Source organism: Pseudomonas sp. BN414, from assembly GCF_029871275.1.
Lineage (GTDB): Bacteria > Pseudomonadota > Gammaproteobacteria > Pseudomonadales > Pseudomonadaceae > Metapseudomonas > Metapseudomonas resinovorans_C.
Window position 1 is genome coordinate 218,304 of sequence record NZ_SSOL01000078.1, and the last position, 19,747, is coordinate 238,050.

The window sequence follows — 19,747 nt, forward strand, 5'->3', positions numbered from 1 at the left end:
TGCAATACAATGCCGCGATCCTGTCCCATGGAGGGAACCATGAGCCCCAGCCTGCCATCGCCGAACGCCAACGCCGAGAGCCAGTTCCTCGGCACGCGCATCCGCGCGCTGCGCAAACGCCGCGGCCTGACCCTCACCGAGCTGGCCGAACAGAGCAAGCTCACCGCCGGCTACATCAGCCAGCTGGAACGCAACCTGGCTTATCCCTCGATTCCCGCGTTGTTCAATATCGCCCGCAGCCTGGGCGTGACCATCCAGTGGTTCTTCGCCAGCGAAGCGCCCACCACCGAAGCCGATCGTGGCTACGTCGTGCGTCGCAACGCCCGCACCAGCCTTCACTACGAGGACGGCATCACCGACGAGCTGCTCAGCCCGCAGCCGCTACGCCAGTTGGAGATGCTCCACTCGCGCTTCCCGCCGGGTACCTACAGTGAAGAAAGCTACAGCCACGAAGGCGAAGAAGCCGGCTACGTGCTGAGTGGCGAATTCGAACTCTGGGTCGGCGATCGGCACTTCCACCTGCAGGAAGGCGACAGCTTCAGCTTCTCCAGCCAGGAGCCGCATCGCTACGGCAACCCCGGCGAAAAGGATGCGCTGATCCTCTGGGTCATCACGCCGCCGACGTTCTGATTCGCGCAATCTTTCAGGGACTTTTCCTGTAGGGGCGAATTCATTCGCCCCTACAACAAGGCGTCCCCTACTTCAGCAGCCGCGCAATCCCACCCAACAATCGCTCCAGCGCACCCTGATTGGCCCTGAGCACGCCCAAGCCCGCGTCGCGCATAGACTCCGCGCGCCCCGGCTCGGCCCAGAGTTCGCCAACCTGTGCGGCCAATTCTTCCGCATCCGCCACCTCGGCCAGCGCCCCGGCGTCTCTCAGCTGCGCGGCGATTTCGAGGAAGTTGAACAGGTGCGGGCCGCTGAGCACAGGTTTGCCCAAGGCTGCCGGTTCCAGCAGGTTGTGACCGCCATTGGGCACGAGGCTGCCGCCCACGAAGGCGATATCGGCCAGCGCGTAGAGGAACAGCAACTCGCCCATGGTGTCGCCGACCAGCACCGCATCAGTCGCAGCGACAGGCGCACCGGTGGATCGGCGCACCGTTGTCAGCCCTTCGCGACGACTCAGCTCGAACACCGAACCGAATCGCTCCGGGTGACGCGGCACCAGGATCAGCAGTGCGTCCGGCCGCTGCTTCAACAGTGCCTTGTGGGCAGCCAGGACGATTTCATCCTCCCCGGCATGGGTGCTCGCGGCAATCCACACCGGCCGCGAATCGGCGCCCCATTGGCCACGCAGCTCCGCGGCGCGCTGGAGCAGCGCCGGGTCGATGCGGAGGTCGAACTTGATCGAGCCTGTAACGCCCACGCATTCCGGACGCGCACCCAGGGTGCGGAAGCGCTCGGCTTCAGCTTCCGTCTGCACGGCGATCCAGCTCAGTTCGGCCAGCATGGGCGCGGTGAGCTTGGCGAATCGCGCATAGCCACGAGCCGACCGCTCGGACAGCCGGGCATTGGCCAGCACCACCGGGATGCCGCGACGGGCGCACTGGTGGATGTGATTCGGCCAGAGCTCGGTCTCCATGATCACCGCCAACTTCGGCCGCACCTTGTCGAGAAAGCGGGCAGCCGCCCAGGGCAGGTCATAGGGCAGGTAGCAATGCTGCACCTTGTCGCCGAACAGCGCGCGGATGCGCTCGGAACCGGTGGGCGTCATGCAGGTGATGGTGATGGGCAGGTCCGGGTGGCGCTCCAGCAAGGCGCGGACCATGGGAGCGGCGGCGATGCTCTCGCCCACCGACACGGCATGGACCCAGATACCGCCCGGCTTGATCGCCGGCAGGCCAAAGGCAAAACGCTCGCCGATTCGCCGCGCATAGGCGGGCGCACGCCAGGCGCGCCAGGCCAGGCGCACAGCTACCAGCGGCAGGCCGAGATGGAACAGCAGGGTATAGAGGGTGCGATTCATGGGCGCGGAGCTTAGCGTGACTCGCCTTCGATCGCACTAACCCATGGCTTGCAGGTGATCCGCCAGGCTATCGGCCAGCCAGAGCGCCGCCGGCCCCAGCGCCGCGTCGCGACGGCAGACGAGCTCCACCACCAGCGATGGCGGCGTCCAGTCGCTGCGCAGCTCCACCAGTTGCCCCTGGTAAGCCGGGTACTGGGCCACATGGCGCGGCAGCCAGGCCCAGCCGAGTCCACGCATCAGCAGTTCGGCCATCACGTAGAAGCTGTCGGCACGCCAGACCTGCGGGCCGATCTGCTCGCCACCCGGGTAATGGCTGTCCTGGGGAGACATGAGGATCTGCCGGTGCCGCGCCAGTTCGCTGCGATCGGCGTAGGTTTTTTCGGCCAGGGCGTGGCCGGCACCGCAGACCGTGACCATTTCGATGGTGCCCAGGCGCTGGCGCTCAAGGGCATCGGGCATCTGCTCGTGGTGGAACAGCAGTCCGAGGTCGGCACGACGCTCCAGCAGCTTGCGCGCCACTTCGCCTTGCGCGCTGGCAGCCAGTTGCACCTCCAGCAGGGGAAACGCCTTGCCCAACGCCTCGAGGCTGGCCAGCACGGGCTGATAGGGCATCGCCTCATCCTGGGCCAATCGCAGGCGGGCTTCCTCACCCTTGGCCAATCCCTGCGCCTTGCCTTCCAGGCGCTGGCACTGGCGCAAGACCTCGCGCGCCTCCTCCAGCAAGGCTACGCCGGCCGCAGTCAAGCGCGGCTGGCGACCGCTACTGCGTTCGAACAGCTGCACACCAAGATCATCCTCCAGCGCGGCGATCCCACTGCTGACGGCGGACTGGGCCCGCCGCAGCTTGCGTGCGACGGCAGAAAAGGACTGGCTCTCGGCCACTCCGACGAACAGGCGGATCTGCTCAAGATTCCATTGCATGGCCATCAACCTATCTTCCACACAGATAGGTAATGACTTTATCCCATCATCCGGAAGTCTAGAATCCGCCCATCGCACAGGAGGCCCGACCATGACCGGCTACGTCTATCTCGCTATCGCAATTGCCGCCGAAGTGATCGCCACCACCTCGATGAAGGCCATCGACGGCTTCAATAAACCGCTGCCCCTGATCCTGGTGATCGGCGGCTACGCCATCGCCTTCTGGATGCTGACCCTGGTGGTGCGCAGTATTCCCGTGGGCATCGCCTACGCCATCTGGGCCGGCCTCGGCATCGTGCTGGTCAGCGTCGCCGCGCTGGTGCTTTATCAACAAAAGCTGGATGCCCCCGCCGTGGTCGGCATGGGAATGATCGTTTCGGGGGTGGTGGTCATCCAACTCTTCTCGAACAGCACCGGGCACTGAGAGCCTGCTGTAAGTCGGCATCACGACAGGGGCGCTATACTGCGCCCCTGTTTTTTTCGAGGCGCCTGCGACCCATGGCCGAATCCCTTTCCACTGATGTGCTCATTCTTGGCGGCGGCATCGCCGGCCTCTGGCTCAACGCCCGCCTGCGCCAGCAAGGCTTCGCCACGCTGCTGGTGGAAAAGGCCAGCCTTGGCGGCGAACAGAGCGTCAAATCCCAGGGGATCATCCACGGTGGCGCCAAGTACGCCCTGCACGGTGCCCTGACCGGTGCCTCCGAAGCCATCGCCGACATGCCCCGCCGCTGGCGCGAGGCGCTGGCCGGTAACGGCGAACTGGATCTTCGTGGCGTGCGCCTACTCTCCGAAGCCCACTACCTCTGGTCGCCCGGCACCCTGGCGGGCAATCTCACCAGCTTCTTCGCCAGCAAGGCCGTACGCGGCCGCGTCGATCAAGTGAAGGGCAACGAGCTTCCTCCCGCGCTGCAGCACCCCAAGTTCAAGGGCAAGGTCTATCGCCTGGCCGAACTGGTACTGGACGTGCCGAGCCTGATCAGCCGACTGGCGGAACTGGCCGGCGATGGCCTCATGGCCGCCCATGAGGTCGAGCCCCTGCTGGAGGACGGTCAACTCACCGGCCTGCGTCTTGACGGCCGTGAAGTCCGCGCGCAACGCATCGTGCTCAGTGCCGGTGCCGGCAACCAGGGGCTGCTCGAAACCCTGGGCCTGAGCCAGCCGGCCATGCAACGCCGGCCGCTGCACATGGTGATGGTCAAGGCGCCCAGCCTGAAGCCGCTGTATGCCCATTGCCTGGGTGGCGGGCCGAAGCCGCGCATTACCGTCACCAGCCACCCGGCCGCCGACGGCCAGTGGGTCTGGTACCTGGGCGGCGATTTGGCCGAAGCCGACGGAGTAGCCCGCAGCGAAGCCGAACAGATTGCCGCCGCCGAACAGGAACTGCACCAGCTGGTGCCCTGGATCGACCTGTCCACCGCCCAGTGGGCAACCCTGCGGGTGGACCGCGCCGAGCCGGCGCAGAGCGGCCTGGTACGTCCGGACAACGCATTCCTCAGCGAACAGGGCCGTCTGCTGGTGGGCTGGCCGACCAAACTGGCCCTGGCACCCGACTTCGCCGACCGCGTGCTGGCCGCCTTCGAGCGCGACGGCCTGCGTCCGGCTGCCAACCCGCCGTTGCCGACCCTGCCCCGTCCGCCTGTGGCACAACCTGCGTGGGAGGAATTGCTGGGATGAACAGCCTGCACAGCCTCCACCGCCCGCTAGGCGACACGGGCCTGATGGTATCCCCCCTGGGCCTTGGCACCGTGAAACTGGGTCGTGACCAGGGCGTGAAGTACCCCAACGGCTTCACTATCCCCGACGACGCCGAAGCCCGTCAGTTGCTGGCGCTGGCCAGAGATCTCGGCATCAACCTGATCGATACCGCCCCCGCCTACGGGCGCAGCGAGGAACGTCTCGGCCCACTGCTGCGCGGGCAGCGTCAGGACTGGGTGATCGTCAGCAAGGTCGGTGAAGAGTTCGAGGCCGGCGTTTCCCGCTTCGACTTCAGCCCCGAACACACGCGATTCTCCATCGAGCGCAGCCTGAAGCGCCTGGAAACCGACTTCATCGATCTGGTGCTGGTGCACTCCGACGGCAATGACGTGGCCATCCTGCGGGACAGCGGTGTCTACGAAACCCTTGCCGAGCTCAAGCAGGCCGGCAAGATCCGCGCCTTCGGGCTGTCCGGCAAGACCGTGGACGGCGGGCTCCTCGCCCTGGAGCGGGGCGATTGCGCCATGGTCACCTACAACCTGAACGAGCAGGGCGAGAAGCCGGTACTGGACTTCGCGCTGCAACAGAACAAGGGCATCCTGATCAAGAAAGGCCTCGCCAGCGGCCACGCCTGCCTCGGCGCCGGCGTCGATCCGGTGCGCGCCAGCTTCGAACTGATCTTCGGTCATTCCGGGGTGACCGGCGCGATAATCGGGACCATCAATCCGCTGCATCTGTCCCATAATGTCGCGACGGCCGCCGCCGTTATCGGAGCCCATCGCCACTAACCGAGCCCTAGCCGACCCCTGCCAGAAGGAGCCGACATGCCGCGAATCCTCGCCCGCAAGGACCCCAGCGCGTTCAAGACCCTGCCGCTGCATGTCGAAGCCAGCGCTGATAGCCTCAGCTATCAGAGCCTTGGCAGACCCTTGAACTTCACCCAGATGCTCGAGCGCCGCCGCCCCGTGCAGGTGAGTGACTCCCAGCGTTTTGCGGTGGAACTGGCGAACCTGGGCGTTTCGGTGAGGCTCACCCTGAACCTGCATGGCCGCGACTACTGGCTGTTGGTACGCCAGCGCCGGCAGGATCGGGGCGACACCGTGTTGAAGCTGATTTCCGGCTATGTCCCAGCCCATGAGCTGAACCTGCCGCTGCTCACGGCGATCCAGGAAGTGGCCGAGGAATGCCTGATCGAAACCCCGGAGGGCTGGCTGGGAGGACGCTTCGCGGATACCTGGCTGCCCACGCCCTACCAGCGTGAATTGCGCTACCGTGATGCCAACCACTTCCGCCTCAGCCCGCTGTCCGGTGCCGCGCGCCCGGTACACAACGGCAAGCTGATCCTGCTGGAGCGGCCCGAAGCCTACGTGCACCTGCCAACGGCCTCTCTGCAACTGGTCTATGACCTGCGCCTGGACCTGCCTCGGGACAGCCATCAGATCAGCCTTTTCCATGTGGACGAAGTACTGCAGGGTGGCCAGCTCGTGGCCAGCCTTGAGCGGCGCCGGCCCGATATCTACTTGTTGCCGCTGCACCAGGGACTGCCGACCGGCGATTTGCTGACCGTGCGCAATGGCGAGTTCAAGGCGGCCAGCACCCGCGGTATCTGGTTATCGGAGAGCTTCGCCGAACAGGATGGCTGGCTGGTGCACGAGGAGCGCGTACGCTGGCGCGACTGGCTGGCGCGGGTCGGGACGGCCCGGCCGATGGGAAAGAAGATCGCCTGCTGACAACCAGGGCGCCCAAGGCGCCCCGCCCTCATTAAGCTCGCCCGCTTTGCGTCGTCACTTCAGCTCACTGGAGCTCTTGCCCAGCAGTCGCCTGGCGACGATCAGCAACTGGATCTGCTGGGTGCCTTCGAAAATGTCGAGGATCTTCGAATCCCTCGCCCATTTTTCCAGCAACTCGTCCTCTCCGTAACCCAAGGCTCCTGCCAATTCCACGCATTTGAGCGTGAGCTCATTGGCCACCCGCCCGGCCTTTGCCTTGGCAATGGAGGCCTCCTTGGAGTTCGGCAGACGGTTGTCGGCCATCCAGGCAGCCTTCAGGGCCAACAATCGCGCCGCTTCCCATTCGGCCTCAAGGCGATAGAGCGTGGCTTCAGCATGGCTGACGACCAGCAGCGGCTTCGCATAGTCGAATCTGCAACCCGCCTTGACCAGCAACTCACGGGTCCGATCGAGCGCGGCCTTGGCCACGCCCACAGCCATTCCCGCCACCAGTGGACGCGTGTTGTCGAAGGTCTCCATCACCCCGGCAAAACCCTTCTGGACGTTAACCTCGGCATTACCCAGCAGATTGGCCGCTGGAACCCGGCAGTCGCTGAAGCTGATGGAGGCGGTATCGGAAGCCTTGATGCCGAGCTTCTTCTCCAAGCGCGTCAGGTTCATGCCAGGCGTGCCTTTCTCCACCACGAAGGACTTGATTGCCGCACGCCCCAAGTTGCGGTCCAGTGTGGCCCATACCACCACCGCATCGGCACGCTCCCCCGAGGTGACGAATATCTTTTCGCCATTCAGCACGTAGTGATCGCCGTCCTTCACCGCAGTGGTGCGAATGGCGGCCGAGTCCGAGCCGCAACCGGGTTCGGTGATGGCCATGGCCGCCCAGGTGCCGCCAAAGCGCTTGAGCTGCTCCTCATTGGCAACGGCAGCGATGGCCGCATTTCCCAACCCTTGGCGCGGCATGGCCAGCAGGAGGCCGACATCGCCCCAACACAGCTCCATCACGCCAAGCAGGGCAGCGAGGTTGCCGCCGTTACGCACGCCCTCCTCGGCTCCTGCACCACGCTTGCTGGCAGAGCCAGCGCCAATGGTTTCCGGCGAGCCGGCGTTCATGCCATCAAGCAGCGCCGCCAGCAGGTCCAGCTCGCGTGGATAGGCATGCTCGGCCTTGTCGTACTTGCGTGACAACGGGCGAAAGTAGTGCGCCGCCACCTGATGAGCCTGATGGCTCAGGCCGCGGAATTTCTTCGGAATTTCCAGGTTCATGCTGCCTTCCTCACAAATGCAGGCCGCCGCTCATCACGGCAATGGCACGCAGGTCGCGGTACCAGCGCTCGGCCGGGTGTTCCTGGGTGAAACCATGGCCGCCGAGCAATTGCACGGCGTCGGTGCCGATCTTCATCGCCTTTTCGGCGCAAAGCAGGCGCGCCAGGTAGGCCTCGCGCTGGAACGACTCCCCACGATCGGCACGGGCACAGGCGCGCCAGACCATCAGGCGCATCGCGTCGAGTTCGACGGCGATGTCCGCGACCATGAAGGCCACGCCCTGGCGATGGCTGATGGGTTCACCGAAGGCCATCCGTTCGTTGCAGTACCCGATCACGTAGTCCAGGGCCGCCTGGGCGGTCCCCAGGGCCAGGGCGCACCAGGCCAGGTGGCCGAGATCGAGGAACGCCTGGTAGTCGAAATCGAGGCCAGCCAGGCGACGCTCGAGCGGAACTTTCACGCCCTTCAGGCGAATGCGGGCAGTGCCACAACCCTTCAAGCCCATGGCAGGTTCCGGGCGCAGCTCCAACCCCTCGCTGCCGGCATCGACCAGGAACAGCGCGGTGCCTTTTTCAGTGCGGGCAGCGACGATGATGCGGCTGGCATCCACACCGTCGAGCACCAGGGATTTCTCGCCATTCAGCAGGAAGTGACTCTTTTTGCGCTGCGCCCGGGTGGCCAGCGTGTGGGGGTCGAACAGGACCGTCGGCTCGTCCACTGCGATGGCCATGCGCGGCGTGGACTGCCCATCGACGAAAGCCGGCAGCCAGGCGGCCTGCTGTTCAGGTGAGGCCCAGCGACGGATGCAGTTGGCGGCAGACAGCGGTGCCAGCAGTGCGGCCGCCAGGCTCAGGTCGCCTTTGGACAGCGCTTCGGCCATCAACGCGTTGGTGAGGATCGCGCCCTCGCCCGCCATGCCACCCAGATCCTCGCCGACGCCGTAATGGGTCAGCCCGAGCGCCTGGGCCTGGTTGAGCAACGCGGCCGGCACCGCGCCCCGCGCATCTGCTTCGTGGGCCGCAGGACGCAGGGCTTCCAGGGCGAAAGCCTCGAGCATCTCCACCAACATCCGCTGCTCGTCGGAGAGGGTGAGGTCGAACAGATCGTTCGCGCTGGCCGCGCGCGGGAGTTGGCGGGAACGCCGTGCCGCGAGCTTGAAGCCGGCACGGGTACCGCCGTAGAGCAACTTTTCCAGCGTCTTGCGCAGTTTGAGGCTGTCAGGCCAATGGGACTGGGCTACGCGATTGAGCACAGCCAGGGCGCGGCCCTGTGCGTTGGGGAACATCGGCATCGCACTCCATGCAGGATGAGGATGCTGGGATGATGTTCGGCATCGACCCGGTCGCCTATGACCGGGCCGACATCTGTGACTGGCAGAGTTGCCAGTCGGTAGGGATCACTTGCTGCGGATCTTCTCGACAATCGCCGTGGTGGAACTGTTTTCCACCAGGCCGAGCACCCTGACCTCGCCGCCGTAGGCGCGGACGATATCGGCACCCACAACCTGGTCGATGCCATAGTCGCCGCCCTTCACCAGGACATCCGGCTTGACCTGGCCGAGCAGGCGTTCGGGGGTGTCCTCGGGGAAGCTGACGACCCAATCCACCGCGCCCAGGCCAGCCAGCACGGCCATGCGGCGCTCGACGCTGTTGATCGGACGACCCGGCCCCTTGAGGCGGCTGACCGACGCATCGTCATTGACCGCCAGCACCAGGCGATCGCCTTGTGCGCGGGCTTGCTCCAGGTAAGTCACGTGGCCGGCGTGGAGAATGTCGAAGCAGCCATTGGTGAAGACGATCTTCTCGCCGTGGGCGCGGGCATCTTCGATGGCCAGCAGCAACTGGTCCAGGCTCAGCACGCCACGCTCGGAACCCTGCTCGCGCTGCACGGCACGACGCAATTCCGGCGCGCTGATGGCGGCGGTACCCAGTTTGCCGACGACGATGCCTGCGGCGAGGTTGGCGAGCGCCACAGCCTGCGGCAGCTCCTCACCAGCGGCCAGGGCGGCGGCCAGGGTGGAAATCACGGTGTCGCCGGCACCCGTGACATCGAACACTTCGCGGGCGCGGGCCGGCAGGTGCAATGCGGAATGACCGGGACGCAGCAAGGTCATGCCATGCTCGCCACGCGTGACCAGCAGGGCCCCCAGCTCCAGTTCCTGCATCAGGGCCGCCCCTTTGGCGACCAGCTCCGCCTCATCGGCACAGCGACCGACGATGGCTTCGAACTCATTGAGGTTCGGGGTGATCAGGCTCGCACCGCGATAGATGCTGAAGTCCTTTCCTTTCGGGTCCGCCAGTACCGGCACGCCAAGACGGCGGGCAGCCTGGATCAGTACCTGGTGGTTCTTCAGTGCGCCCTTGCCATAGTCGGACAGCACCAGGACGCGGGTTTGGGGCAGCAGGCGCTCGACTTGTACGGCCAGAGCTTCGGCGTCGGTGCCGAAGGCCTCTTCGAAGTCCATGCGCAGCAGTTGCTGGTGACGGCTCATGACGCGCAGTTTGACGATGGTCGGGTGCTCGGCGAGACGCTGGAAATGCACGTCCACGCCCGCGGCGTTGAGGCTGTCGGTCAGGCTGTCTGCCGCTTCGTCGACGCCGGTGATGCCCACCAGCATGGCAGGAGCGCCGAGTGCGGCGATGTTCAGCGCAACGTTCGCGGCGCCGCCGGGTCGATCCTCGATCTGCTCCACCTTGACCACGGGTACCGGGGCCTCGGGCGAGATTCGCGAGGTGCCGCCATGCCAGTACCGGTCAAGCATGACGTCGCCCACCACCAGAACGGGGGCCTGATCGAATCGGGGCATGGACAGTTTCATGGAGTCTCCGGACGTCAAAATCGGCGCGGATCATACCATAGCAGGTCAGTTGGCCTGACCTGCTCAATTGGACTCCGGGTGCAGCAGAACGGCCCGGTGCGGAGATGACCCCTACCAGGACCGGGCGGCTCAGCTCGCTTCCGGCTGAGCCTCTTCGACGAACTGATTGGCGTGAAGCCGGGCGTAGTAGCCGTTCATCGCCAGCAGTTCCTCATGACTGCCCCGCTCGACTATGCGCCCCTGATCCATGACCAGGATCAGGTCCGCCTTTTCGATGGTGGACAGGCGGTGAGCGATGACGAGGGTGGTGCGACCGTCCATCACGCGGTCCAGCGCGGCCTGGATGTGCCGTTCGGACTCGGTATCGAGCGCCGAGGTCGCTTCGTCCAGCACCAGCACTGGCGCGTTTTTCAGCAATGCACGGGCAATCGCCAGACGCTGGCGCTGGCCGCCGGACAGAAGCACGCCGTTCTCCCCGACTTCGGTATCGAAGCCCTGCGGAAGCTTGTCGACGAACTCCTTGGCATACGCCGCCTCGGCTGCCCGCTCAACGTCCTCACGCGGCGCTCCGGCGAGGTCGCCATAGGCGATGTTATTGGCCACCGAGTCGTTGAACAGCGTCACCTGCTGCGTCACCAGCGCGATATGGCGACGCAGGTTGCGTAGGCGATATTCCTCGATATCGACACCATCCAGCAGGATCTGCCCTTGCTCATGGTGGTAGAAGCGCGGAATCAGGTTGGCCAGCGTGGACTTGCCGCTGCCGGAACGCCCCACCAGGGCGACCATCTGACCCGGCTCGGCATCGAAACTGATGTCCTGCAGCACCGGTTTGTCGGTGCCGGGGTACTGGAAGCTGAGATTGCGTATTTCCAGGCGGCCGCTGACGTGTTCCAGCTCGATGGTTCCATTGTCAGCCTCCGGCTTCTCGTCGAGTTGCTCGAAGATACTCTCCGCGCCAGCCAGCCCCTTCTGAACAGTCGAGCTCACCTCGCTCAACTGGCGAATGGGTTTCGGCAAGAGTCCCGCCAGAGTGATGTAAGCGACCAGGTCGCCCGCGGATGCATCACCCCGCAAGAACAGCACCAGAAACATCAACAGGGCCATGGCGGTGTAGATGACCAGTTGCAGCATCGGGGTATAGACCGCCCCGGTCTTGATCATTTTCAGCTGCTTGTCGGTGTTGCCTATGCTGGCATCCAGGAAGCGCTTCTGCTCGTAGGGCTCACCACCAAAGCTGCGCACTACACGATATCCCTGGATGGCCTCCGAGGAGATGTGCATCACATCGCCCATCGCGACCTGGATCTTTTTGCTCTGCTTGCGAAATTTTCGACTGGCACTGCTGACCATCAGCGCGATCAGCGGGAGGATCGCAACCATCACCAGGGTCAGTTTCCAGTTCATCCACAGAAGCGAGGCGAACAGGAAGATCACCGTCATGCCTTCGCGGAACACCACTTTGATCGCATCGGTAGCGGCACCCGTGACCATCGTCACGTTGAACGTGATGCGCGAAATCAGGTGGCCCGAGTTGTTGCTGTCGTAGTAGCGGTTCGGCAGCTGCATCAACTGGTTGAACAGCGCCACCCGCAAGTCATGCACCAACCCCAGTGAAACCTTGGCCAGGAAGAAGTTGCCGAGAAACGAACCCACACCCTGCCAGATTGCGATCAATACGATCAGCATCGGAACGGCCTGTATCAGGTTCATATCCTTGAGGTAGGGAACATGCGGCAGCAACGCGGCGTGCGGATCGGCCAGGCCATCGACAAAATACTTGAGCACGTAACCCAGCATTGGCTGACTCGACGCGAAGATCAGGAATCCGATGATGCTGAGAATGAAAAAACCAACATACGGCCTGACATAGCGCAGCAACCGCAGATAAACCTGGAGATCCGATTGCTGGTTAGAATTAGCCACTCTCGTTCCCTATTGCTACTCAGAGAAAATTGATGCGGATTGTACCAGCGAACGAAATGCAGCAGTGGCTCGACGCAGGCGAGGTCCTGGAGCAAGACGCCCGTGGCCCCAAGGTGCTGCGCCAACCGGACGGCCAACTGCTGAAGATATTCCGGCCACGTCGCCGACTCTGGCTCGCCCGCATGCGCCCTTCAGCACAACGCTTCGCCCGAAACGCCGAATTGCTTGCCGAACGCGGAATCATGACGCCCAAGGTCAGCGAGTGCATGTGGCTAGACAAGGACCAGGCCGTCAGTGCCTGCTTCTATGAGCCGCTACCTGGACAATCGCTGGATCAGCTGTATCGCCATGTACGCCCTGAGTTCGATGCGCTACTGCCCGAACTCGGAAACTTCATCCGTACCCTGCACCAGCGCGGTATCTACTTCCGCTCGCTCCACCTGGGCAATATCCTGCGCTTGCCAGAAGGCGGCTTCGGCCTCATCGACTTTCTGGACATGCGCTTCAAACGCGGCCCGCTAAGCAGTCGATTGGCACGTCGTAACCTGCAACACCTCAATGGCTACCTGCGCCGCAGTCAGATCGACGACTTCCCCTGGCAGCGTCTGCTGCAAGCCTATGAGCAACCGGCTACTGCCAGGCCCACCTGATGGAAGCAACCGTAGAGTCGCTGAGTACTTCCACCAGCCTGGAGAAAAGCGCCGGCACTTGCTTCAACCAACGACCGGCAAGTCCCGCTCCTGCTTCTCCTGCCTGACACAGGTATCCATAGCCAGCACTAGCGCCACAGGGAGCCAGGTCACGAACCAGATGGTCGATGGCTTGACCCACGGCATCGTGCCATCAGTCAGAACCACCAGCCCAGAGTACAGCCACAAGGCCACCGTTGCGCCGCCCATCGAAGTATGGCGCCACTTGAAGGCGTGCCAGCCAGTCCAGCACCAGAGCCCTATCCACAGAAGCAGGCCAAGAGCACCAAAGCGGATACCAATATCGAGGAGCATGTTGTGCGCATGATTGAACGGAAAAGTAGTCGAATGGATCGTAATCCAGTACTCCTTGAATCCGACGCCCCGCCACCAATTGTCCAACAACAGAGCAAAGCCTTCCTGCCAGATCTCAGGCCGATACGAAAAGCCGCGACTAGCTAAAAGATCAGGATTGGCAAGGTAAATCGTCCCAATCGACAACAGCGCAATTGCCGCCCCACCAAAGGCCAGCTTGCTCCGCAACAAGACGGCCCCTCCCACACAAGACAGCACCAGACTCAGCCACACCCAGCGTGTCTCACTGAAATAAATAAACACACCGAACCCCAGCAACGCCAACACCAGCGCACATTGGAGCCCCAGCCCTCGCCTGCGGTCGAACCCAAGGAATATCGTCAGAATCAGTAGCGCGCCACAGGCCTGCGCGGCAGGAATCACAACTCGCCACAGCCCCGCTGAGACAACTCGCTCGGAAAAATCATGCCCCTGCATGAAATAAAAAATAAAAGAGGAAAGGCCAGCCGCCAGCCCACCAAAAACACCACACAGCAGCAGAAAGCCAGGGAACCGCTTCCGCAAGTACAAGGCAGATACCACAAAACCAAGCAGACTAAGAGCTATATAGAACGGCAACTTAAGCTCGCGCAACTCGCCACCGCGACCTGCATCCAAGGCAGCCACAAACATGAACCATGCAGAAGCCATTGAATACAACACGACAAACGACTTATTCAGCGGCGGATATTGTTTTCGCGCCAGGAAAAAGTGCAATAACGCTGGCAACCACAGAAGAATGATAATAAGCCGATGATAATAAGTATTACTCTGCAACAACCACGGCGCACACAAAAAGCAGGCCAAGCCAATTACAGTTAATCGCGCGAGCCAGCCAACAGAATACACGTTCCCCATAAAATCAAAATTCTATTCAGATAGAGAGATATTTTTTCAACGCGCCGAGGTAGACTTTGACGAAATTTAAAAATCCAAATTTCCTGTAAAGCTCCAGCAACTCGCGAAAATTCAAAAAGCCGACATCAATGACGCAATCAACAGCTTCACTTTTCCGCTCCCTAAACATTCTTTTCTTTGCTCTTCGCGCCTTCTCAATCAATGCCTTTTTCAAATGCGCTTCGTAAAAATCGGCATTTCCTACGTTAGAAGACGTGCGTAGACCGTCTATTTCAATCCCTACATTTTTATATACACGGTCCATGTAGCCAATGAATGCGATATTTCGAGTAGCACTGCCAGGATGCACCCGCATTAAAGTCATGGACTCTTTATCCTTCAGGCACTCCATATACGCACCGCGCAAAATACAGCGCAACAAAAAGTCCCAATCTTCCAAGGCGCGCATACCCTGATCGAAAAGACCAACTTCTTTCAAAAAGGAATGACGAAAAGCGGCAGCCTGAAGCGGCAAATTATTCTTTCGAATAAATACAGGAAAGCTTTCCTTTCCAAAACCGGAAACTGGGCGACTCCACTCCCGATGCGAGTCAAGCCCGTAGTTTGCAAATAAAGTATCCGGCTTACCATCGGAAAAGTAGCGGAACTTTGAATAAGAAATACTAACCAGCGGACAGCGCCGAAAATGATCAACATGCGCCTGCAATTTTTCAGCAGTCAGCAGATCATCAGCATCCAAAAAAATCACAAATTCCCCACGCGCTAGAGAAACCCCTTTATTACGCGCAGCGGAAACTCCCTGATTCACCTGATAGACATAGCGAACACGAGGATCTTGCTGCGCCAAGGCAGCCGCGCAACCCGCCGTCTCATCCACAGAACCGTCATCGACAATAATCGCTTCCCAATTCTTAAAACTCTGCCCCTGCAGGCTACCAACAGTCTCTTTCAAAAAGCGGCCATAGTTATAGCACGGAATAATTACCGAAACTTCGGGGTCGACCGCCTGAGTTAAAGACTTCATACCTGCATTAGCTCCGGCCATAAAACAAGCGTCCGAGAGCCCGCAAGGTCTTGCCATTCCAGTAACGAAGCGGCAACTCAGATAGCAGTTCGCGGGCCAACGCCTTGTCCTGGCGGGCGCACTTGAGCAGCATCGAGTTGCGGAAACGCGCACAGACCTCCGGATAGGCTGGGTGGCCACTGAACCGGGCATAGGTCTTCAGTACGTTATCCACCATGAAGCGGTAATTCTTGTAGGTGTTGGTCTCGTGCACCCGGTATAGCGCGAGGGGTTCCCCCAGGATGTCGATGAAGTAACCGGCATGGGTGATCTTCAGTTCGATCATCAGATCCTCAAGACGGACTTCAGGCTCGAACCCCCCGACCCGCTCCAGCGCCTCACGACGGAACAATAGCGTGGGAGCCGGTGCCCCCGGCTTGCGATCGAGGAAGACATCTTCGAAATCCAGGCGGCGGAGCGGAAGGCCGCGCGGCTTGCCGCTGGGTTCTCCATTCGCATCGATGGTCTGGATGTCCCCAGCGCAAATGCCGACTTCCGGCTTGTCCGCCAGGTAGGCGACCTGCTTGGCAATGCGGTCCGGGAGCATGATGTCATCCGAACCGAAGGGCGCGATCAGGCTACCTTTCGCGCGGGCGATGGCCTCATTGAGGGTTCTCGATAGTCCCTGGTTGGCTTGGCTTCGGAAGTCGAAACCATGGATCGCCTGCAGCGCCTGGATGCGAGCAACACTGTCGTCACGGGACCCGTCGTCCACCACCAGCAGCTCGATGTCTGGATAGCTCTGTCCCAGGACGCTAAGAATGCTCGCCTCGATATAGGGCGCGTGGTTGTAGGAGGCGATGATCACGCTCACCAGCGGCTGCTGGGCATTGTTCGTCGAAGACATGGGATTGCTCAAAAGGGATTGATCCGGGACCAGAAAGCCCGCCAGGCGGGAACGGGCTCAACCGATGGCCAGGGCTCGTCCAGAACCTTGAGAATTCGTTCGGCCAAGCGAGGGTGGGAAAGCTGCTGTTCGACGAATCGGCGCCCGCTCTCAGCCAGAGCCCGCTCCAGAGTCGAATCATCGCGCAGCCGTGCCAAGTGGGCGCGCAATTCATCGACGCTGGAGTACAGGAGCAGGTGGACACCGTCCTCAAGGCCGATGGCCGGCTCTTCACTGCCTTGGCGCCAAGCCAGCAGGACGCAGCCACAGGCCATCGCCTCGAAATTCTTTGCCATGTACTCGCCGAGGCTGACATCAGCACTGACGAAGTACCGGATGCGGTTCAGCATCTGACGGTAGGGCTCTCCGGGAGCGGTGCGCAATAGTTGCAGCGAATCCTCGGCCGCCAGACGGTCCAGCAATCGTTTCCGGTCCTGGTAGGCAGCGCTGGCGGTCCGGCCTATGAACCCCAACTCGATATCCCGTTCCACGCCCTCGAGGAAAATCGATCGCGGGTCATAGCCCTTGGGAATGAAGTGGACCTGGAAACCTTCGCCCCTCAATCGCTCGGCGACGCTGGCGCCGGTCACCACGATGCGCGCGTTGGGCAACTCCCTGTAGAAGCGGCTGAAGTGACCGCGCCAGCGGGAACTGTCCAGATAGTTCTGGCAGGCGTCCTCTTCATAGATCAGCAGGCCGGAAACTCTGCTGAGGAAGTGGGTCTGCCGGTGGATGTTCTTGAAATGAAGATCAACAAGAATCCGATCATAACGGGACAGGTCCACACCGCTCAGTGTGCGTCGCAAGTTGCGCTGGGCATCCTTGTCGAGGGTCTTCAGCTCGAGATCGACCAGTCCCCGGAGGTGTTCGTAGACGCAGGAAAAGTCTGGCTCCCGTCCAGCCGAACTGAGCGCGAGGACTTTCATAGGCTTCAGCGCAACCACAGGCGGGCAGCCTTGCGCGTGTAGGACCACTTCAGCAGCACACGCCAATCCGTGCGCAGCGCTTCTCGGTAGTACTTGCGCGCGCCGTCCTGGTCACCGGCCAGCAGGCAGGTGCGGAACAGCGACAGGCAGCGCTGGGCGCGATAGGCGGGCTTGAGCGATTGCAGACCCGCCGGCAGCTTGAGGAAGACTTCGTCGACCAGGTCCAGACCGACCTTGCGGGCTGCTTCGGCGTTGTGGCGCAGGCTGCCGGGATGCTTGTGGATACGCGCCAGCATCAGATCGAGAACTTCTACTTGTCGCTGGGTCAGACAATAGGCGAAGACCGGAATGTCCTCGCTGTGGCGCAAGTGCTCGGGATAGGGGCGCTCGAGCAGCAGTTCGCGGAGGAACACACAGGCGCCGTGGCTGAGGCCAATCTTCTTGCCCAGCAGGTAGTGCTTGAGACGTTGCGCGGATTCAGCGGGAACGGCGCTGGCGGGGTGTTCCCGCTCGCGACCATCGGGTTGGACGGCTACGTGGCCGGCCAGCCAGAGGCCGACGTCGGGTTGGTGGCGCAGGCGCTCGCAGAGGCTCGGCAGGACGCCGGCAGCCAGTTCGTCATCGGCGTCGAGGAGCAGGACATAGCGACCCTGGGCCAGTTGCACGCCGTTGTTGCGAGCAGTCGACGGCCCGGCATTCGCCTGGCGCACGCCCTGGAAAGCAGCGCCGTAGCGCTGGCTCAGGGCGGTGAATACTGCCGGGGTGTCGTCGGTGGAGCCATCGTCCACGACCCAGAGTTCGACCTCCGGGGTGGCCTGGGCCAGCACCGACTCCACGGCACGCGGGAGCACGCCCGCGTAGTTGTAGGTGGGAATGACGACGCTAAGCAGCGGCTTAGCCGACATTGTCATACCAATCCTTGCCTTCCTTGACGACGAGGATGTCTTCCATGATCAGGTACTGCAGGTCCGAGCCGTAGAACATGTTCAGCGCGTCGGTGGGCGAGCAGATCATCGGCTCGCCACGACGGTTGAGCGAGGTGTTCAGGGACACGCCGTTGCCGGTGAGGACTTCCAGCTCCTTCATCAGGTCGTACCAGCGCGGGTTGTGGCGGCGCTCCAGCACCTGGGCGCGGGAGGTGCCGTCCTCGTGCACCACTTCGGCCACGCGGGTCTTCCATTCTTCGTTGACCTCGAAGGTGAAGGTCATGAAGGGCGACGGGTGATCGACCTTGAGCATCTGCGACGCGACGGTATCCAGCATCGACGGGCAGAAGGGGCGCCAGCGCTCACGGAACTTGATCTGCTCGTTGATGCGATCAGCCACGCCGGCCGCACTCGGGCAACCAATGATGGAGCGGCCGCCGAGGGCGCGCGGACCGAACTCCATGCGGCCCTGGAACCAGGCTACGGGGTTGCCGTCGACCATGATCTTGGCGATGCGCTGCGGGGTGTTCTCGATACGCTTGAACACCGGCTGCTGCGGGTGCTTGGCGCAGGCGGCGATGACGTCTTCGTTGCTGAAGGACGGGCCGAGGTAGACGTGCTCCATCTTCTCCACCGGCACACCGCGCTTGACCGAGACATAGGCGGCGGCACCGACGGAGGTGCCGGCATCACCGGAAGCGGGCTGGACGAACAGCTCCTTCACTTCCGGACGGGCGATGATCTTCTGGTTCAGCTTGACGTTCAGCGCGCAACCGCCCGCGAAGGCGATCTTGCCGGTCTCGCGGATGATGTCGCCGAGGTAGTAATCCATCATCTCCAGCGCCAGCTTCTCGAACAGTGCCTGCATGCTGGCGGCGTAGTGGATGTAGGGGTCGTCGGCAATGTCGCCCTGGCGCTTCGGCCCCAACCACTCGATCAGCTTCGGCGAGAAGTAGTAGCCCTTGCCGTTTTCCTTATAGCGACGGAAGCCGATGACGTTGGCGTAGTCGGTATTGATGATCAGCTCACCGTTCTCGAACTTGGCCAGGCGCGAGAAGTCATACTTGGCAGCGTCGCCGTAGGGCGCCATGCCCATGACCTTGAATTCGCCATCGAGCATCTCGAAGCCGAGGTATTCGGTGATTGCACCGTAGAGGCCGCCAAGGGAGTCCGGATCGAAGAATTCCTTGATCTTGTGGATCTTGCCGTTCTCACCCCAGCCGAAGAAGGTGGTGGCGTACTCGCCCTTGCCGTCGATACCGAGGATCGCGGTCTTCTCCTTGAAGCCGGAGCAGTGATAGGCGCTGGAGGCGTGGGCCAGGTGGTGCTCCACCGGCTCGATCTTCACCTTCTTGGCGTCGAAGCCCAGTTGCTCCAGGCACCAGACGATCTTCTTGCGGTAGCGCTTGTAGCGGCGATTGCCCATGAGGATGGCGTCCAGCGCACGATCCGGGGCGTACCAGTAGCGCTTGGCGTAATGCCAGCGGGCCTTGCCGAAGAGGCTGATGGGAGCGAAGGGAATGGCCACGACGTCGACGTCGGAAGGCTTGATGCCGGCCTGTTCCAGGCAGAATTTGGCCGACTCGTAGGGCATGCGATTCTTCGCGTGCTTGTCGCGCACGAAGCGCTCTTCTTCGGCGGCCGCGATCAGCTTGCCGTCGATGTATAGCGCGGCGGATGGATCATGGCTGAGAGCGCCGGAAAGGCCGAGAATCGTCAATGCCACGGG

The 19,747-nt window shown here is 62.3% G+C and carries 18 protein-coding genes; 6 read left to right on the forward strand and 12 right to left on the reverse strand.

The features are described from left to right. Positions 1-9 precede the first annotated feature (9 nt). Positions 10-630, forward strand: a complete 621-nt coding sequence (locus E8E95_RS26330; RefSeq protein WP_190831407.1) for a cupin domain-containing protein — start codon at positions 10-12, stop codon at positions 628-630. 67 nt (positions 631-697) lie between these two features. On the opposite strand, the gene waaA is transcribed toward E8E95_RS26330, so the two are convergent. Continuing rightward, positions 698-1,966: a lipid IV(A) 3-deoxy-D-manno-octulosonic acid transferase gene (gene waaA / locus E8E95_RS26335; RefSeq protein WP_280355073.1), complete on the reverse strand. Its 1,269-nt coding sequence runs from the start codon at positions 1,964-1,966 to the stop codon at positions 698-700. A gap of 36 nt (positions 1,967-2,002) precedes the next feature. After that, a complete protein-coding gene (locus E8E95_RS26340; protein ID WP_280355074.1) occupies positions 2,003-2,887 on the reverse strand; it encodes a LysR family transcriptional regulator in 885 nt (294 codons plus the stop codon). A 91-nt stretch (positions 2,888-2,978) separates the two neighbouring features. Between E8E95_RS26340 and E8E95_RS26345 the strand changes: the two genes are divergently transcribed. The 4 genes from E8E95_RS26345 to E8E95_RS26360 all read left to right on the forward strand — a co-directional run bounded on the left by E8E95_RS26345 (position 2,979) and on the right by E8E95_RS26360 (position 6,312). Next, the gene (locus E8E95_RS26345; protein ID WP_280355076.1) at positions 2,979-3,311 is read left to right on the forward strand and encodes a multidrug efflux SMR transporter; all 333 of its coding nucleotides are present in this window, start codon (positions 2,979-2,981) and stop codon (positions 3,309-3,311) included. 74 nt (positions 3,312-3,385) lie between these two features. Then, on the forward strand, positions 3,386-4,561 hold the full coding sequence (locus tag E8E95_RS26350) for an FAD-dependent oxidoreductase (protein WP_280355078.1): 1,176 nt from the start codon (positions 3,386-3,388) through the stop codon (positions 4,559-4,561). Further along, positions 4,558-5,370 carry an aldo/keto reductase gene (locus E8E95_RS26355; protein WP_280355080.1) on the forward strand — a complete coding sequence of 271 codons (813 nt, stop codon included), beginning with the start codon at positions 4,558-4,560 and terminating at the stop codon, positions 5,368-5,370. Before E8E95_RS26350 ends, E8E95_RS26355 begins: the two co-directional genes overlap by 4 nt. A 36-nt stretch (positions 5,371-5,406) precedes the next feature. Further along, a complete protein-coding gene (locus tag E8E95_RS26360) occupies positions 5,407-6,312 on the forward strand; it encodes a metal ABC transporter ATPase (protein ID WP_280355082.1) in 906 nt (301 codons plus the stop codon). Between the two features lie 54 nt (positions 6,313-6,366). Here E8E95_RS26360 and E8E95_RS26365 read toward each other — a convergent pair whose 3' ends face one another. The 4 genes from E8E95_RS26365 to msbA all read right to left on the reverse strand — a co-directional run bounded on the left by E8E95_RS26365 (position 6,367) and on the right by msbA (position 12,316). Continuing rightward, positions 6,367-7,572, reverse strand: coding sequence for an acyl-CoA dehydrogenase family protein (locus E8E95_RS26365; protein WP_280355083.1), 1,206 nt, complete (start codon positions 7,570-7,572; stop codon positions 6,367-6,369). Positions 7,573-7,582: 10 nt separating this feature from the next. Further along, the gene (locus tag E8E95_RS26370; protein ID WP_280355084.1) at positions 7,583-8,857 is read right to left on the reverse strand and encodes an acyl-CoA dehydrogenase family protein; all 1,275 of its coding nucleotides are present in this window, start codon (positions 8,855-8,857) and stop codon (positions 7,583-7,585) included. A gap of 111 nt (positions 8,858-8,968) precedes the next feature. Then, entirely contained in the window at positions 8,969-10,390 is a 1,422-nt protein-coding gene (gene hldE / locus E8E95_RS26375; RefSeq protein WP_280355085.1) for a bifunctional D-glycero-beta-D-manno-heptose-7-phosphate kinase/D-glycero-beta-D-manno-heptose 1-phosphate adenylyltransferase HldE, read from the reverse strand. 129 nt (positions 10,391-10,519) lie between these two features. Next, a complete protein-coding gene (gene msbA, locus E8E95_RS26380) occupies positions 10,520-12,316 on the reverse strand; it encodes a lipid A export permease/ATP-binding protein MsbA (RefSeq protein ID WP_280355086.1) in 1,797 nt (598 codons plus the stop codon). A 32-nt stretch (positions 12,317-12,348) separates the two neighbouring features. Between msbA and E8E95_RS26385 the strand changes: the two genes are divergently transcribed. Further along, positions 12,349-12,966 carry a lipopolysaccharide kinase InaA family protein gene (locus E8E95_RS26385; protein WP_280355087.1) on the forward strand — a complete coding sequence of 206 codons (618 nt, stop codon included), beginning with the start codon at positions 12,349-12,351 and terminating at the stop codon, positions 12,964-12,966. Positions 12,967-13,029: 63 nt separating this feature from the next. On the opposite strand, the gene E8E95_RS26390 is transcribed toward E8E95_RS26385, so the two are convergent. The 6 genes from E8E95_RS26390 to E8E95_RS26415 are packed head-to-tail and all read right to left on the reverse strand — an operon-like array spanning position 13,030 to position 19,744. Next, entirely contained in the window at positions 13,030-14,217 is a 1,188-nt protein-coding gene (locus E8E95_RS26390; protein WP_280355088.1) for an O-antigen ligase family protein, read from the reverse strand. Positions 14,218-14,233: 16 nt separating this feature from the next. After that, the gene (locus tag E8E95_RS26395; protein ID WP_280355090.1) at positions 14,234-15,262 is read right to left on the reverse strand and encodes a glycosyltransferase; all 1,029 of its coding nucleotides are present in this window, start codon (positions 15,260-15,262) and stop codon (positions 14,234-14,236) included. After that, positions 15,249-16,127, reverse strand: a complete 879-nt coding sequence (locus E8E95_RS26400) for a glycosyltransferase (RefSeq protein WP_280355092.1) — start codon at positions 16,125-16,127, stop codon at positions 15,249-15,251. The genes E8E95_RS26395 and E8E95_RS26400 overlap by 14 nt, the downstream gene beginning before the upstream one ends. An 8-nt stretch (positions 16,128-16,135) precedes the next feature. Next, positions 16,136-17,092 (reverse strand): glycosyltransferase, encoded by a 957-nt coding sequence (locus tag E8E95_RS26405; protein ID WP_280355094.1) that lies wholly within the window; start codon positions 17,090-17,092, stop codon positions 16,136-16,138. Positions 17,093-17,097: 5 nt separating this feature from the next. After that, positions 17,098-17,997, reverse strand: coding sequence for a glycosyltransferase family 2 protein (locus E8E95_RS26410; protein ID WP_280355095.1), 900 nt, complete (start codon positions 17,995-17,997; stop codon positions 17,098-17,100). Further along, positions 17,987-19,744: a carbamoyltransferase gene (locus tag E8E95_RS26415; RefSeq protein ID WP_280355096.1), complete on the reverse strand. Its 1,758-nt coding sequence runs from the start codon at positions 19,742-19,744 to the stop codon at positions 17,987-17,989. Before E8E95_RS26415 ends, E8E95_RS26410 begins: the two co-directional genes overlap by 11 nt. Positions 19,745-19,747 lie beyond the last annotated feature (3 nt).

What these genes read in the sequence shown, in the direction of transcription:
- E8E95_RS26395 (WP_280355090.1), bottom strand. Translation starts at nt 15,262, where the DNA reads ATGGCCGGAGCTAATGCAGGTATGAAGTCTTTAACTCAGGCGGTCGAC.
- waaA (WP_280355073.1), bottom strand. Translation starts at nt 1,966, where the DNA reads ATGAATCGCACCCTCTATACCCTGCTGTTCCATCTCGGCCTGCCGCTG.
- E8E95_RS26410 (WP_280355095.1), bottom strand. Translation starts at nt 17,997, where the DNA reads ATGTCGGCTAAGCCGCTGCTTAGCGTCGTCATTCCCACCTACAACTAC.
- E8E95_RS26330 (WP_190831407.1), top strand. Translation starts at nt 10, where the DNA reads ATGCCGCGATCCTGTCCCATGGAGGGAACCATGAGCCCCAGCCTGCCA.
- E8E95_RS26345 (WP_280355076.1), top strand. Translation starts at nt 2,979, where the DNA reads ATGACCGGCTACGTCTATCTCGCTATCGCAATTGCCGCCGAAGTGATC.
- E8E95_RS26340 (WP_280355074.1), bottom strand. Translation starts at nt 2,887, where the DNA reads ATGCAATGGAATCTTGAGCAGATCCGCCTGTTCGTCGGAGTGGCCGAG.
- E8E95_RS26355 (WP_280355080.1), top strand. Translation starts at nt 4,558, where the DNA reads ATGAACAGCCTGCACAGCCTCCACCGCCCGCTAGGCGACACGGGCCTG.
- hldE (WP_280355085.1), bottom strand. Translation starts at nt 10,390, where the DNA reads ATGAAACTGTCCATGCCCCGATTCGATCAGGCCCCCGTTCTGGTGGTG.
- E8E95_RS26405 (WP_280355094.1), bottom strand. Translation starts at nt 17,092, where the DNA reads ATGAAAGTCCTCGCGCTCAGTTCGGCTGGACGGGAGCCAGACTTTTCC.
- E8E95_RS26370 (WP_280355084.1), bottom strand. Translation starts at nt 8,857, where the DNA reads ATGTTCCCCAACGCACAGGGCCGCGCCCTGGCTGTGCTCAATCGCGTA.
- E8E95_RS26390 (WP_280355088.1), bottom strand. Translation starts at nt 14,217, where the DNA reads ATGGGGAACGTGTATTCTGTTGGCTGGCTCGCGCGATTAACTGTAATT.
- E8E95_RS26365 (WP_280355083.1), bottom strand. Translation starts at nt 7,572, where the DNA reads ATGAACCTGGAAATTCCGAAGAAATTCCGCGGCCTGAGCCATCAGGCT.
- E8E95_RS26400 (WP_280355092.1), bottom strand. Translation starts at nt 16,127, where the DNA reads ATGTCTTCGACGAACAATGCCCAGCAGCCGCTGGTGAGCGTGATCATC.
- E8E95_RS26350 (WP_280355078.1), top strand. Translation starts at nt 3,386, where the DNA reads ATGGCCGAATCCCTTTCCACTGATGTGCTCATTCTTGGCGGCGGCATC.
- E8E95_RS26385 (WP_280355087.1), top strand. Translation starts at nt 12,349, where the DNA reads ATGCGGATTGTACCAGCGAACGAAATGCAGCAGTGGCTCGACGCAGGC.
- E8E95_RS26360 (WP_280355082.1), top strand. Translation starts at nt 5,407, where the DNA reads ATGCCGCGAATCCTCGCCCGCAAGGACCCCAGCGCGTTCAAGACCCTG.